Origin of the sequence: Campylobacter armoricus (genome assembly GCF_013372105.1) — a bacterium.
GTDB classification, from domain to species: domain Bacteria; phylum Campylobacterota; class Campylobacteria; order Campylobacterales; family Campylobacteraceae; genus Campylobacter_D; species Campylobacter_D armoricus.
Map to the genome: position 1 here is coordinate 788048 of NZ_CP053825.1, position 12855 is coordinate 800902.

At 28.4% G+C, this 12855-nt stretch carries 16 protein-coding genes; 9 read left to right on the forward strand and 7 right to left on the reverse strand.

The window, feature by feature from the left end:
• Nucleotides 1-131 precede the first annotated feature (131 nt).
• Genes flgA through speA form a run of 6 tightly spaced genes read left to right on the forward strand, consistent with a single transcriptional unit; the run spans nucleotide 132 to nucleotide 5467 of the window.
• Nucleotides 132-794 (forward strand): flagellar basal body P-ring formation chaperone FlgA, encoded by a 663-nt coding sequence (flgA, locus tag CARM_RS04120; protein WP_236103555.1) that lies wholly within the window; start codon nucleotides 132-134, stop codon nucleotides 792-794.
• Nucleotides 791-1375: a UbiX family flavin prenyltransferase gene (locus tag CARM_RS04125; protein WP_139425267.1), complete on the forward strand. Its 585-nt coding sequence runs from the start codon at nucleotides 791-793 to the stop codon at nucleotides 1373-1375. The genes flgA and CARM_RS04125 overlap by 4 nt, the downstream gene beginning before the upstream one ends.
• Nucleotides 1368-1847 carry a pantetheine-phosphate adenylyltransferase gene (coaD, locus tag CARM_RS04130; protein ID WP_139425269.1) on the forward strand — a complete coding sequence of 160 codons (480 nt, stop codon included), beginning with the start codon at nucleotides 1368-1370 and terminating at the stop codon, nucleotides 1845-1847. The genes CARM_RS04125 and coaD overlap by 8 nt, the downstream gene beginning before the upstream one ends.
• On the forward strand, nucleotides 1838-2422 hold the full coding sequence (tmk, locus tag CARM_RS04135; RefSeq protein WP_139425271.1) for a dTMP kinase: 585 nt from the start codon (nucleotides 1838-1840) through the stop codon (nucleotides 2420-2422). The genes coaD and tmk overlap by 10 nt, the downstream gene beginning before the upstream one ends.
• Nucleotides 2415-3641, forward strand: a complete 1227-nt coding sequence (hisS, locus tag CARM_RS04140) for a histidine--tRNA ligase (protein WP_139425273.1) — start codon at nucleotides 2415-2417, stop codon at nucleotides 3639-3641. Before tmk ends, hisS begins: the two co-directional genes overlap by 8 nt.
• Nucleotides 3638-5467: a biosynthetic arginine decarboxylase gene (speA, locus tag CARM_RS04145; protein ID WP_139425275.1), complete on the forward strand. Its 1830-nt coding sequence runs from the start codon at nucleotides 3638-3640 to the stop codon at nucleotides 5465-5467. Before hisS ends, speA begins: the two co-directional genes overlap by 4 nt.
• A 36-nt stretch (nucleotides 5468-5503) precedes the next feature.
• On the opposite strand, the gene CARM_RS04150 is transcribed toward speA, so the two are convergent.
• Together CARM_RS04150 and CARM_RS04155 are read right to left on the reverse strand one after the other, a co-directional pair.
• A complete protein-coding gene (locus CARM_RS04150; protein WP_039666976.1) occupies nucleotides 5504-5851 on the reverse strand; it encodes a hypothetical protein in 348 nt (115 codons plus the stop codon).
• A 93-nt stretch (nucleotides 5852-5944) separates the two neighbouring features.
• Complete coding sequence (locus CARM_RS04155) at nucleotides 5945-6529, reverse strand: hypothetical protein (protein WP_139425277.1); 585 nt, start codon at nucleotides 6527-6529, stop codon at nucleotides 5945-5947.
• A 128-nt stretch (nucleotides 6530-6657) separates the two neighbouring features.
• Here CARM_RS04155 and cysE point away from each other — a divergent pair, with 128 nt between their 5' ends.
• Complete coding sequence (gene cysE / locus CARM_RS04160) at nucleotides 6658-7263, forward strand: serine O-acetyltransferase (RefSeq protein WP_139425279.1); 606 nt, start codon at nucleotides 6658-6660, stop codon at nucleotides 7261-7263.
• Nucleotides 7260-8291: an undecaprenyldiphospho-muramoylpentapeptide beta-N-acetylglucosaminyltransferase gene (gene murG, locus CARM_RS04165; RefSeq protein WP_139425281.1), complete on the forward strand. Its 1032-nt coding sequence runs from the start codon at nucleotides 7260-7262 to the stop codon at nucleotides 8289-8291. Before cysE ends, murG begins: the two co-directional genes overlap by 4 nt.
• On the opposite strand, the gene CARM_RS04170 is transcribed toward murG, so the two are convergent.
• Genes CARM_RS04170 through CARM_RS04190 form a run of 5 tightly spaced genes read right to left on the reverse strand, consistent with a single transcriptional unit; the run spans nucleotide 8284 to nucleotide 11525 of the window.
• The gene (locus tag CARM_RS04170; RefSeq protein WP_139425283.1) at nucleotides 8284-8901 is read right to left on the reverse strand and encodes a YggS family pyridoxal phosphate-dependent enzyme; all 618 of its coding nucleotides are present in this window, start codon (nucleotides 8899-8901) and stop codon (nucleotides 8284-8286) included. The two genes, murG and CARM_RS04170, sit on opposite strands and share 8 nt — an antisense overlap.
• Before the next feature lie 6 nt (nucleotides 8902-8907).
• Nucleotides 8908-10155 carry an RNA polymerase factor sigma-54 gene (locus CARM_RS04175; protein ID WP_139425285.1) on the reverse strand — a complete coding sequence of 416 codons (1248 nt, stop codon included), beginning with the start codon at nucleotides 10153-10155 and terminating at the stop codon, nucleotides 8908-8910.
• The gene (lptB, locus tag CARM_RS04180) at nucleotides 10155-10880 is read right to left on the reverse strand and encodes an LPS export ABC transporter ATP-binding protein (RefSeq protein ID WP_139425286.1); all 726 of its coding nucleotides are present in this window, start codon (nucleotides 10878-10880) and stop codon (nucleotides 10155-10157) included. The genes CARM_RS04175 and lptB overlap by 1 nt, the downstream gene beginning before the upstream one ends.
• Nucleotides 10873-11280, reverse strand: coding sequence for a tRNA (adenosine(37)-N6)-threonylcarbamoyltransferase complex ATPase subunit type 1 TsaE (gene tsaE, locus CARM_RS04185; RefSeq protein ID WP_139425289.1), 408 nt, complete (start codon nucleotides 11278-11280; stop codon nucleotides 10873-10875). Before tsaE ends, lptB begins: the two co-directional genes overlap by 8 nt.
• On the reverse strand, nucleotides 11277-11525 hold the full coding sequence (locus CARM_RS04190) for an RNA-binding S4 domain-containing protein (protein WP_139425291.1): 249 nt from the start codon (nucleotides 11523-11525) through the stop codon (nucleotides 11277-11279). The genes tsaE and CARM_RS04190 overlap by 4 nt, the downstream gene beginning before the upstream one ends.
• A 103-nt stretch (nucleotides 11526-11628) precedes the next feature.
• On the opposite strand from CARM_RS04190, the gene CARM_RS04195 reads away from it, so the two are divergent.
• Nucleotides 11629-12849, forward strand: a complete 1221-nt coding sequence (locus CARM_RS04195) for an argininosuccinate synthase (protein WP_139425293.1) — start codon at nucleotides 11629-11631, stop codon at nucleotides 12847-12849.
• Nucleotides 12850-12855: the final 6 nt, after the last annotated feature.

Here is a 12855-nt window from a genome sequence, read left to right on the forward strand (position 1 = left end):
CTCAATCTTCAATCTTGCATTTTTACAAGCAAATTTTATTCCGCTTATTTTGGTAATTTTCAACTAAATTCAAACTTTTTTTATGTATGATATATCAGTTTTTGATTTTATTATGTAAGGTTATATTACTTGTGAAAAATATTGTATTATTTTTATTTTTCTATACTTTAAATTTTGCTTCAAATTTTGATGAAGTAAAATTAGCTTTAATTAAGGAATTTAAAACAAACTATCCAGAATTAGAAATCATTTCTTTAGATCTTAATACTCAATCAAGCTTACCTGTAGATTTTAATCAATACATTTTTTTAAAACTAGGCAATCATAATTTTGATAGAGCTGATGGTTTTGTTAAGGCTGAATTTAAAACTCCAGAGCAGTTTAAAAAAAATATCTTTTTTAAATATTTTTTAAAAGCAAAATTAGAAGTTTTGCAGACTACGCGTCCTATTTCGCGTAATGAAAATTTAAGTCCTGCAAGTTTTAAAATTTTAAAAATTCCTTTTGATAAAGCTCCACAAGGTGTGTTAAAAAAAGATGAAATTGCAAATTTAATAGCAAAAAGCAATATAAGGGAAAATATGATTTTAAAATATAATATGTTTAAAACCAAAACCCTTATACAAAGAAATGATTCTGTTTATGGGATTATTAAAGATGGGGATTTAAGTATGATTATAGAGTTAAAAGCTTTGCAAAGTGGAAATTTAAATCAAAGAATTCGCCTTAAAAATAAAGATGGAAAAGTCGTGCATGGTAAAGTCATTAGTAAAAATTATGTGGAGCTGAAATGAGAAAAATTTTAGTAGGTATTAGTGGTGCTAGCTCTTGTGAGTTAGGGTTTTTACTATTAAAAAATTTAAAAGAAAAAGCAGATGTTTTTGCTATTATAACTCAAAATGCACATATTAGTTTTTCAAAAGAAAATTCTCTTTTTGAAAACATAGACTTTATGCAATACATAAAAGATAAATTTGAACTTTATCATGTAAATTTTTTAGATAATGAAGACATTAGTCAGAATGTTGCAAGTGGATCTTTTGGTATAGATACAACTTTTATCACACCTTGTTCTATCAATACTTTGGCAAAAATAGCTTGTGGTATAGGTGATACTTTACTTACAAGGGCTGCAGGGGTGGCTTTAAAAGAGCGTAAAAGGCTTATACTTGGAGTTAGAGAAATGCCCTATTCTACTTTAAATTTAGAGCAGATGACTAAGCTTTCTAATTATGGGGTTGTCATTGCGCCACCTATAATAGCAAGTTATGCTAAAGCACAAAATTTAGAAGAATTAAAAGAATTTATTGTAGGCAAATGGCTTGATGTTGCCAACATTGAGCATAATTTATACCAAAGGTGGCAAAATGGCTAGTTGTATTTATCCAGGAACTTTTGATCCTATTACCAATGGGCATTTAGATGTAATCATTAGAGCTAGTAAAATGTTTGAAGAAGTTGTAGTTGCTATAGCTAAGAGTGAGAGTAAAAGACCCATGTTTAGTTTAAAACATAGAGAAAAAATGGTAAAAATTGCTACAAAAGATTTAAAAAATGTTAGAATTATCACTTTTGATAATTTGTTAGTAGATTTAGCTAAAAATTTACAAATAAATATCATTATAAGGGGTTTAAGAGCAGTTAGTGATTTTGAATATGAATTGCAACTTGGTTATGCAAATCATATGCTTTGGGAAGATTTTGAAACTATTTATCTTATGCCAAATTTAAAAAATTCTTTTATCTCTAGTTCTATAGTTAGATCTATTTGTATGCATAATGGCGATGTGAATAAACTTGTGCCAAAAGAAATTATACCTTTATTAAAGGAGAAAGATTGTATATAGCTTTTGAAGGAATTGATTGTGTTGGTAAAAGTACGCAAATAGAGCTTTTAAAAAAATATTTCCATGATGCAATTTTTACTAAAGAACCTGGTGGAAGTGAGCTGGGGGTGCATTTAAGAAAGATTTTACTAGAAAGTAAAATACAATTTTCTAAAAAGGCTGAATTGTTGCTTTTTTTAGCAGATAGAGCAAATTTAATTGATATGTATTTAGTGCAAAATAAAAACAAACTTATCATTTCAGATCGTAGTTTTATCTCCAATATGGCTTATGCTAAACTTGATTTTGATTTAAAAACTTTATTTGAATTAAATACTTTTGCCACAGGCGGAGTGTTTCCGCAAAAGATAGTTTTTTTATATGGTTCTAAAGAGCTTATCATGCAAAGACTTTCTAGAAAAAATTTAGATAGTATTGAAAAAAGAGGAATTGAATATTTTTTGAATATACAAAATGCATTAGAAGAAACTTTGGAATTTTTAAAAACTAAGATTGATATAAAAATTTTAAGATTGGATGCATCATTAAGTATTGAAAATTTACATGAAAAAATTAAGGATTTTATAGATGATTAATGCTTTAAAAGGAATGAAAGATTTACAAGATGATCAAGCAATGCTTTATGAAAAAGTAGTAAAAACTTGTGAAGAAGTAGCTAAAAATTATGGATTTACTTTCATCAATTGTCCGCATTTAGAACTAACTAAACTTTTTAAAAGAAGTGTTGGAGAAAGCTCTGATATAGTCGGTAAAGAAATGTATGAATTTATCGATAAAGCAGGTAATGAGGTATGTTTAAGACCTGAGGGTACAGCCGGAGTAGTAAGATCATATATAGAAGCAAAAATGGATAAAGCTCAAAGTGTTAAAAGATGGTTTTATCATGGCTCTATGTTTCGCTATGAAAGACCACAAAAAGGAAGATTGCGTGAATTTCATCAATTTGGAGTAGAAAGCTTTGGTATAGCAAGCGTGTATGAGGACGCAAGTATTATCCTAATGTTAAATGAAATTTTTAGATGCTTAGAAATTCATACAAGCTTAAAAATTAATTCTTTAGGCTGTAAAGAATGCATGGGTATATATAAAGAAAAACTCATAGCTTTTTTAAATTCTAAAGAAGGTTTTTGTGAAGATTGTTTAAGAAGAAAAGATTTAAATCCTATTAGGGTGCTTGATTGTAAAAATGATCATTGTCAAAGTTTAATCGAAAATGCGCCAAAACTAAGTGAAAATTTATGCTCATGTTGTAAGAAAGATTATGAAAAATTGCAAAAACTTTTAAAAGAAAATGATGTTGAGTTTGAATGTGATGAGAAATTGGTTCGTGGGCTTGATTATTATTCCAAAAGTGCATTTGAGTTTATCAGTGATGAAATTGGTGCAAAAGCTGCCGTAGCAGGTGGTGGAAGATATGATAGATTGATTGAATACTTAGATGGTAAAAGTGGTTATGGTGTAGGTTATGCTATGGGTATAGAAAGGATTATGGCTATTTTAGAGCAAAAACAAAGTGTAAAACAAAGAGAAGGAATTTATCTTTGTGCTATGGATGAAGCTTATATAGATACTATCTTTAAATTAGCAAATACTTTAAGAAAAAAACACAAAGTATATTTAAGCTATGAGGCAAAAAAACTTGCAAAACACTTAAATCAAGCAGATAATGCTAATATTAAAATCTTTTTGTGTATAGGTGAAGATGAAATGCAAAAAGAAGAGATTTTTTATAAAAATTTAGAAAATAAAGAAACTAAAAATATAAAATTAGCAAATTTGGAGAATGAATTATGATTGATTATGGTATTAATATTTGGGGTGCAAATAATTTTATCATTGAAAATGGCAAAGTATGTGTAAATCATGGTAAAAAACCTGCTATTATAGATATAGTAAATACTTTGCGTGATGATGGTTACAAGGGGCCGTTATTGCTTCGTTTTCCCCATTTAATCCATAAACAAATTGAGCAAATTTATGATAAATTTGCTAAGGCAAAAAAAGAATTTAATTACAAAGGTTCTTTTAATGCTGTGTATCCTTTAAAAGTAAATCAATATCCTGGTTTTGTAAAAAATTTAGTCAGTTTAGGTAAAGAATATAATTATGGCTTGGAAGCAGGAAGTAAGGCTGAGCTTTTGTTAGCTATGGCTTATAACAACGAAGGTGCACCTATAACGGTTAATGGCTTTAAAGATAAAGAGCTAATAAACATGGGATTTATAGCGTGTGAAATGGGTCATAATATCACTTTAACTATGGAAGGGCTTAATGAGCTTGAAGCAATGATAGAAATTGCTAAAAATCGTTTTAAGCCAAAGCCAAACATTGGTTTAAGAGTGCGTTTGCATTCAGCTGGGGTAGGAATTTGGGCAAAAAGTGGTGGTATAAATTCAAAATTTGGTTTAACTTCTACTGAACTTATTGAAGCAGTAAATCTTTTAAAAGCTAATAAACTTTTAGATCAATTTACTATGATACATTTTCATTTAGGTTCGCAAATCACTGAAATTCATCCTTTAAAAAAAGCTTTAAATGAAGCAGGTAATATCTACACCGAGCTTAGAAAAATGGGTGCAAAAAATTTAAAAGCCATTAATCTTGGAGGGGGGTTAGCAGTAGAATACTCTCAGTTTAAAAATGAAACAAGTAGAAATTACACTCTCAGTGAGTATGCAAACGATGTTGTATTTATTTTAAAAGGCATCGCAGAGCAAAAAAAAGATTTAGAGCCTGATATTTTTATAGAAAGTGGGCGTTTTGTAGCGGCTAATCATGCTGTGTTAGTAGCACCTGTTTTAGAGCTTTTTTCACAAGAATACACAGAAAGTAAGCTTTTATTAAAAGATAAAAATCCAAAACTTATTGATGAACTTTATGATTTATATAAAAATATTAAAGCCTCTAATGCACTTGAATATTTACATGATAGTATAGATCATATGGAGAGCATTTTAACCTTGTTTGATTTAGGTTATGTGGATTTACAAGATCGCTCTAATAGTGAAATTTTAGTGCATTTGATTATGAGAAAAGCTATTACTTTGGTGGGTGATCAGGCTGATTTATCAAGTTTGCAAAATGAAGTGCAAGAAAAATATTTAGTGAATTTTTCGGTGTTTCAGTCTTTGCCTGATTTTTGGGGTTTGGAGCAAAATTTTCCTATTATGCCACTTGATAGACTTAATAAAAAGCCCACAAGAAGTGCAAGTATATGGGATATAACTTGTGATAGCGATGGAGAAATTTCATACTCTAAAGACAATCCTTTGTTTTTACATGATATTGATGTGGAAGCTGAAGATTATTTTTTAGGATTTTTCCTAGTAGGAGCTTATCAAGAAGTATTAGGTATGAAACATAATCTTTTTACACACCCAACAGAGGCTTGCATAAGTATCAATGAAAAGGGTTTTGAAGTAGAAAGTATATTGGAGGCTCAATCTATTTTAGATACATTAGAAGATCTTGATTATGATATTCATGCGATTATGGATAATATTAATGAAAAAATTTATGCTTCAAAACTTGTTAATGAAAATCAAAAAAAACATATCTTAGGTGAAATTTATTTGTTTTTAAATGATAATGGATATTTAAAAAGTATAGGTAGTAAATAAAAAATTATAAGGCAAGAAAATTCTCTTGCCTTATTTTTACCAATCAGTCGTCATACATTTTTGCTGTATATATATCATAAGAGCTTTTTTACCATCTGGTGTAGTTGGTGGATTCTTAAATTCTTCTGAAATTTTAATTATTTTATTATTGGGACATTGTGCCCTAGTACTCAATCCTTTTTTAACTTCAAGCAAATACTTTTTTCCAGAAAATTCAAAATCATATATACCATCTTTTGGCTGTTTGCTATTGACTGATTTTGGTTTTTCTTTATTGGAAGGTGTATTATTATCAACGATAAAATTTTTTAAATCACCTGCATTTAACATTGAAGCATATAACACTGAAATAATACAAATTACATTTTTAAAATTATTTTTCATTTTTTCCTCTTTCCTCTTTTAAGTTTTTAAGTTTTTAAGTTTTTAAGTTTTTAAGTTTTTAAGTTTTTAAGTTTTTAAGTTTTTTATTCCTCCTTATTTTGAATTTTCTTTACCATATATCCAAAGCATATGATCAATTTCTCTATTACTAAAATTATTTAATTTGTAAAATATTTTAAATTCATTTATTATTTTTATTAAATTTTTATAATTTTTTAAATTATTTTTTGTAAAATGAAAGGATGAAAATTTATATTTTTTATTAAAATAAATTAAACTTTTTGAAATAAATTGATCATAGATAACATATTTTTGTTTGTTATGATGAAAACAGTATTTACTAGCAAAAGAATATAAGAATATTTTTTTATTTTTAGAATTTGTAAAATTTGCAATTTGCTCAATAATACAAGGATTTCCCGCTTTTAAAGCTTTGTCAATATCTAGTTTTAATATCCAATCGGCTATATCATTTATGCCATACATTTTTAAATTTGTACTATAAAAGTTATCTATAATACAAGCTTTTAGAGAAATAGAAATTTTGTTTTTGTTATCTGGGTAATTGTTGAAAATATATTCAACTACCTTTTCTTGCTCTCTATAATGTTTATATTCTTTAGATTGTTTATATTTATTGAGAAAATTTATCAAGACATTTTTAATTTCTTCTTGCATTTTAACCCTTATTTTTAAAAAAAGTATTCTACCCCCCCCCATTATTAAAAAACACTTAAATATAGTGTAAAATTATTTATAATTTTTTTGGTAAAATTATTTTTCAGATATTATAAAAAGGTGAAAATATGGGATTTTTTTGTATTCTTAAAGAAGATTTTTCTATGCCAAAACAAAAAGATCCTGCATATAGATCTTGCCTAGAATTAGCTTTTAATTATCCTGGCGTTTGGGCTGTTGTAAATTATCGTTTTGCACATTTTTTTTACAAAAAAGGTTTTATAAAAATTGCAAGGATTATTAGTGGAATTTCTCAATTTTTTACCGGAGTTGATTTGCACCCAGGTGCAAGTTTAGGTAGAAGGATATTTATAGATCATGCTTATGGGGTTGTAATTGGTGAAACTTCTGTTATAGGTAATGATGTTTTGATTTATCAAGGCGTTACTTTAGGTGGAACGAGTTTAGATAAAAAGACCAAAAGACACCCTACTATAGAAGATGGTGTGATAATAGGCTCTGGTGCTAAAATTTTAGGTAATATTACTATAGGTAAAAACGCCAAAATAGGTTCAAATGCAGTTGTACTAAAAGATGTTGGATCAAATTTAACAGCTATTGGCATACCTGCTTATATTAAAGAACATGGTAAGATTGATTATGAAGAAAAAATAGCTAAATTAGAAACAAGACTTGCTGTTTTAGAAGAAAAACTAAATAAAGAGGATAAATGATAGCAATTACAGGCGGAGGTACGGGAGGGCATTTGGCTATAGCTAGATGTCTTTTGCAAAGTGCAAAAAAACAAGGCATAGATTGTATTTATATAGGAAGTGAAAATGGTCAAGATAGGCTTTGGTTTGAAAATGAAGATAGTTTTTATAAAAAATATTTTTTAAGTTCTCAAGGTGTTGTCAATAAAAAAGGCTTGGCTAAATTTCAGTCACTTTTTCACATTTTAAAACTTGCAAAAAAAACAAAGCAAATTTTAAAAGAGCATAAAATTAAAGCAGTTTTTAGCGTGGGAGGATATAGCAGTGCTCCTGGTGCTTTTGCTGCTTTAATGGCAAATATCCCTCTTTTAATTCATGAGCAAAATTCCAAAATGGGGAGTTTAAATTCTCTTTTAAAACCTTTTTCTAAAGCTTTTTTTACTGCTTTTGATGATCAAATTAACAAAACAAACACTTTCTTTTGTCCTTATCCTATTAGCGAGATTTTTTCTCAAAAAGCAAGAGTTCGAAAAGAATTGAAAAATATTATTTTTTTAGGTGGCTCACAAGGAGCTAAATTTATTAACGATCTTGCTTTGGAAAATGCTTTATATTTCAAAGAAAAAGGCATTAATATTATTCATCAATGTGGTAAGAATGATTATGAAAGATGTAAAAAAGTTTATGAAGATTTAAATATAAAAGTAGAACTTTTTGATTTTGATAAAAACATTATAGACAAAATTTCTAAAGCAGATTTAGCTATATCAAGATCAGGTGCTAGTAGTCTTTTTGAACTTAGTGCAAATTACCTCCCTTGTATTTTTATACCTTATCCTTATGCGGCTAAAAATCATCAGTATTTTAATGCTTTGTATTTAAAAGAGCGTAATTTATGTGAGATTTTAAGTCAAGAAGAAAAACAGAAATTTTTGAACTTAGTAGAAAATTTTTCACTAGAATCAAAATCTTTAGCTTTGCAAGGATTGAAAAGTGAAAATGGTGCAGATTTTATGATAGAAAAAGCTAAGCAAATGGGGTTTATTTAAATAAAATACTCCCTAAACGCACCATATTTGAGCCACATTTTATAGCGAGTTCGAAATCTCCACTCATACCCATAGAGCAAATTTTTGCCCCGTGTTTTTGTAAATTATCATAAATTTTAAAAGTTTGCTCAAAGCTTTCTTTGATTTTTTCTTTATTCATGGAGCCTATACACATAATGCCTACTAGGTTTAAATTTTTACATTCTTCTTGTATTTGTAAATACTCTTCTATAGCCTTGTTTCGTTCTATGCCACTTTTTGAATTTTCATTAGCGGTGTTAATTTCCAATAAAGTATCAAGTTTATAATCAAGTCTTTTATCTACTGCTTTGGCGATTTTTAAGCCATTGCAAGATTGCCAAAGTATAGGGTTTTGTTTGATTAAAAGATTGATTTTATTACTTTGAAGATTGCCTATAAAATGCCATTTGATTTCTAAATCTTGAAGCTTTTCTTTTTTTAAAGCTAAAGCTTGGACTTGATTTTCTCCAAACTCTATGATACCTTGCTTAAAAAGCTCTCGAATCTGCCCATCTTGAACATATTTACTAGCTGCTATTAAACGCACATTTTGTTTTATGGTTTTTTCAAAAATTGTTTTTAAATTCATCTTTTCCTACATTAATTCATATAATTTTTTACGCTCACTTGAACTTCCTATACCAAGTTGCATACGATATTTAGTGATGGTTCTACGCCCTAACTGCACACTTGGGAATTCTTTTTGAGTAAGTTCGAGAATTTTCAAATCACTCAAAGGTTTTTTAGGGTTTTCTTTTTTAATTAAATTACTAAGAAAATCTTTGATAGTTGCATTTGAAGTTTCTCCATCATCAACAGCAGTGGTAAAGAAAGATTTTAAAGGTATTAAGCCTCTATCACAACTTAGATATTTATTAGCAATTGCTCTTGAAATAGTTGAGGCATTTCTTTCAAGATCTTGTGCCAAATCTTTAAGTTGCATAGGTTTAATATCACCTCCCATAAAAAAATCATATTGATATTCAACTATCATAAGTCCTATTTTATAAAGCGTTGCCTTACGCATAGCTAATGCATCAATCAAATTTTTAGCATCTTTTAAATATGCATTTAAAAATTCATGTTCTAATCCATCTGTTTCAAAAGCAATTTCTGGGTAATAATCATCATTTATTTTGATCTTAATTTCTCCGTTTTCATGATAAATAAAAATATCAGGAATGATTTCCATGCTTTCTTCGAAATACTCCAAAAATGGTGGAATAGAAATTTTTTTAATTATAGCTATAGCCTTTTTATATAAAGGATCTTTAGTAAAATCCTTAGCATTTTCTAAATTTAAAATAAGTATTTTGCAAAACTCATAAAGTTCACTATCTAAATCAAAATGCTCTAATGCAAAAATAAATGCTTCTTGATTATCTTTTGCTCCTACCCCAATAGGATCAAGATACTTAAATCTTTGTCTTATTTTTTCTACTTCTAAAGGATCAAATTCACCTAGAATTTCTTCATCATATTCAAAATACCCTTCATGATTTAAGCATTCTATGATTTTTTCGGCAATTGTTTGAGATTTTTTAGTCGGAAAAAATGGTGGAATGATTTGTTCGCTTAAAAGATTATAAACATTCTTTACCTCTAAGCTTTTTATATCTATCATTTGTGTAGTTGTATTTTTACTAAAATATTCTTGATAGTATTTATTTTGAGTGTTAGTAATGCTGGAATTTTCTTTTATCTCTATAAATGGATTTTCTTTAGCAAATTCATCTAAACTTTCTTTTAAATCTTCAATGTTGGCTTGTAATATAGGAAGCCATGATCTTAAAGTTTGTGATAGTTTTGCTTTTTGTGTTATAGAGGTTTTTTGTTTAAGCATTATTCAAGTCTAAACTCACTTCCAAGATAGTATTTTTTAACATCTTCATTATGTGCTATTTCATTAGCATTACCACTAGCTAGTAATCTTCCACTTCTAATCACATAAGCTCTATCGCAAATTGCTAAAGTTTCTCTTACATTATGATCGGTGATTAAAACACCTATATTCATAGCTTTTAAATCATTAATCAAACTTTGTATTTCACCTACTGCTATAGGATCAACCCCAGCAAAAGGCTCATCTAAGAGTAAAAATTTAGGATTACATATTAATGATCTTGCGATTTCACAACGCCTTCTTTCACCTCCACTTAAACTCATACCTTTTCTGTGTCTAATGGGTTCTATACTTAACAATTCTAACATTTGTTCTATTTTTTGCTCTAACTTTTTTTTATCTTGATATATTACTTGAGCCGCTAAGAGCAAATTTTCTTCTACACTTAAATCTTTAAACACACTACTTTCTTGAGGTAAATACCCGATGCCAAGTTTTGCTCTTTTATTGAGAGGTTCTTTTGTAATATCTTGCGAATCCAAAAAAACTTTTCCACTTGTTGGAAAAATAAGCCCGCAAATCATATAAAAACTTGTTGTTTTTCCTGCTCCATTTGGGCCTAAAAGGCCTACAACTTCACCACTTTGAACTTCCAATGAAACATCATGTATGATTTTAGTTTTTTTAATAATTTTTTCTAAATTTTTAGCTTCTAGCTTACTCATGTATTATATACTTTCTTTTGTTTTTATAAGGAATGATTTGTAAAATTATATTAAAAATTTGATATTTATCTAAGTATTTTTTTAATTTTTCATCACCCCACTCTACCAAATGTAAGCCTTCTTCAAAAAAATTTTCAATTAAACCATTTTTCAAAAGCCCTTCAAATCCTTCTTGATAAATATCATAATGATATATTTTCCCTTGATAAAAATCATATTCTTGCATGATAGAAAAAGTAGGAGAATTAAGCATTTTTTCCACTCCAAGAAATTTAGCATAATTTTGCACTAAAGTAGTTTTACCACTTGCTAAATCTCCTTGAAGTAATATAACTCCACTTTTAGGCAAAATTTCACAAAGTTTATTAAGTTCATTTTGAGTTAAGATTAATTCTTTCATTGAATTTTTACCACATATTTTTCTTGCATAGCTTTTGGAATACTTTTGGAAGTTGGTATATCTAAAACTTTATAAATATTAGTATATTCTATAAATTTAATACTTATTTCATCACCAACTTTAACTTCTTTACTAGCTTTTACTACTTGATTGTTTATACTTACCACACCACTTTTACACATATCTTCTGAAATTGCACGACGCTTAGTAATATTAACTACATTTAAAAATTTATCTATTCTCATAAAAATATTTTATCAAAAAATACAAGAAATTGTTATAAAATTTTACATTATATTAAGCTAAATTCGTTAAATTTTAAAATTATTTTTACAAAGAGGAAAAACAATGAAAAAAGATATTAAAAAAGTGGTTTTAGCATATTCTGGCGGACTTGATACAAGTATAATTTTAAAATGGTTGCAAGATGAATACAAATGTGAAGTAGTAACTTTTACAGCTGATATTGGTCAAGGTGAAGAGCTTGAACCTGCTAGAAAAAAAGCACTTTCTTTGGGTGTAAAAGAAGAAAATATTTTTATTCAAGACTTAAAAGATGAGTTTGTAAGAGACTATGTGTTTCCTATGTTTAGAGCAAATGCTATTTATGAGGGCGAATATTTACTAGGTACAAGTATAGCAAGACCTTTGATAGCAAAAACTTTAGTAGAAATTGCAAATAAAACAAATGCAGACGCAATTAGTCATGGAGCAACCGGTAAAGGAAACGATCAAGTGCGTTTTGAGCTAGGTGCTTTGGCTTTAAATCCAAATTTAGCTATTATTGCGCCATGGAGAGAATGGGATTTAAATAGTCGCGAAAAACTTTTGGCTTATGCACAAAAACATGGTATTGATATAGCTAAAAAACCTGGTAAATCACCTTATTCTATGGATGCAAATTTATTGCATATTTCTTATGAAGGTTTGATTCTTGAAGATCCTTCGGCTAAGCCTGAAGTAGATATGTGGCGTTGGGTGAAAGATTTAAAGGAAACTCCAAATGAAAGCGAAGTAATAGAACTTGAGTTTAATAAGGGCGATTTATGTGCTATAAATGGAGAAAAATTATCACCTGCACAACTTTTAGCTAAGCTTAACGAGCTTGGTGCAAAACATGGTATAGGTCGTCTTGATATAGTGGAAAATCGTTATGTGGGTATGAAAAGTAGAGGTTGCTATGAAACCCCAGGTGGAACCATACTTTTAAAAGCACACCGTGCCATAGAAAGTATCACTCTAGATAGAGAAGCAGCACATTTAAAAGATGAGTTAATGCCAAAATATGCAAGTTTAATTTACAATGGTTATTGGTTTTCACCAGAAAGAGTTATGCTCCAAGCTTTAATAGATGAATCACAAAAGTATGTAAATGGCAAAGTTAAGCTTGAATTATATAAAGGTAATGTGATGGTAATAGGCAGAGAAAGTGCAAATGATAGTTTATTTAGTGAAGCTTATTGTACTTTTGAGGAAGATTGTGTATATGATCAAAAAGATGCAGCAGGCTTTATAAGATTAAATGCTTTAAGATTTATCATTGCTGGTAAAAATGGAAGAAAATTTTAAAATTAA

Excerpts from the sequence above, each read along its gene's own strand:
- CARM_RS04125 (WP_139425267.1), top strand. The coding sequence starts at position 791 with ATGAGAAAAATTTTAGTAGGTATTAGTGGTGCTAGCTCTTGTGAGTTA.
- coaD (WP_139425269.1), top strand. The coding sequence starts at position 1,368 with ATGGCTAGTTGTATTTATCCAGGAACTTTTGATCCTATTACCAATGGG.
- hisS (WP_139425273.1), top strand. The coding sequence starts at position 2,415 with ATGATTAATGCTTTAAAAGGAATGAAAGATTTACAAGATGATCAAGCA.
- speA (WP_139425275.1), top strand. The coding sequence starts at position 3,638 with ATGATTGATTATGGTATTAATATTTGGGGTGCAAATAATTTTATCATT.
- CARM_RS04150 (WP_039666976.1), bottom strand. The coding sequence starts at position 5,851 with ATGAAAAATAATTTTAAAAATGTAATTTGTATTATTTCAGTGTTATAT.
- CARM_RS04155 (WP_139425277.1), bottom strand. The coding sequence starts at position 6,529 with ATGCAAGAAGAAATTAAAAATGTCTTGATAAATTTTCTCAATAAATAT.
- cysE (WP_139425279.1), top strand. The coding sequence starts at position 6,658 with ATGGGATTTTTTTGTATTCTTAAAGAAGATTTTTCTATGCCAAAACAA.
- murG (WP_139425281.1), top strand. The coding sequence starts at position 7,260 with ATGATAGCAATTACAGGCGGAGGTACGGGAGGGCATTTGGCTATAGCT.
- CARM_RS04170 (WP_139425283.1), bottom strand. The coding sequence starts at position 8,901 with ATGAATTTAAAAACAATTTTTGAAAAAACCATAAAACAAAATGTGCGT.
- CARM_RS04175 (WP_139425285.1), bottom strand. The coding sequence starts at position 10,155 with ATGCTTAAACAAAAAACCTCTATAACACAAAAAGCAAAACTATCACAA.
- lptB (WP_139425286.1), bottom strand. The coding sequence starts at position 10,880 with ATGAGTAAGCTAGAAGCTAAAAATTTAGAAAAAATTATTAAAAAAACT.
- tsaE (WP_139425289.1), bottom strand. The coding sequence starts at position 11,280 with ATGAAAGAATTAATCTTAACTCAAAATGAACTTAATAAACTTTGTGAA.
- CARM_RS04190 (WP_139425291.1), bottom strand. The coding sequence starts at position 11,525 with ATGAGAATAGATAAATTTTTAAATGTAGTTAATATTACTAAGCGTCGT.
- CARM_RS04195 (WP_139425293.1), top strand. The coding sequence starts at position 11,629 with ATGAAAAAAGATATTAAAAAAGTGGTTTTAGCATATTCTGGCGGACTT.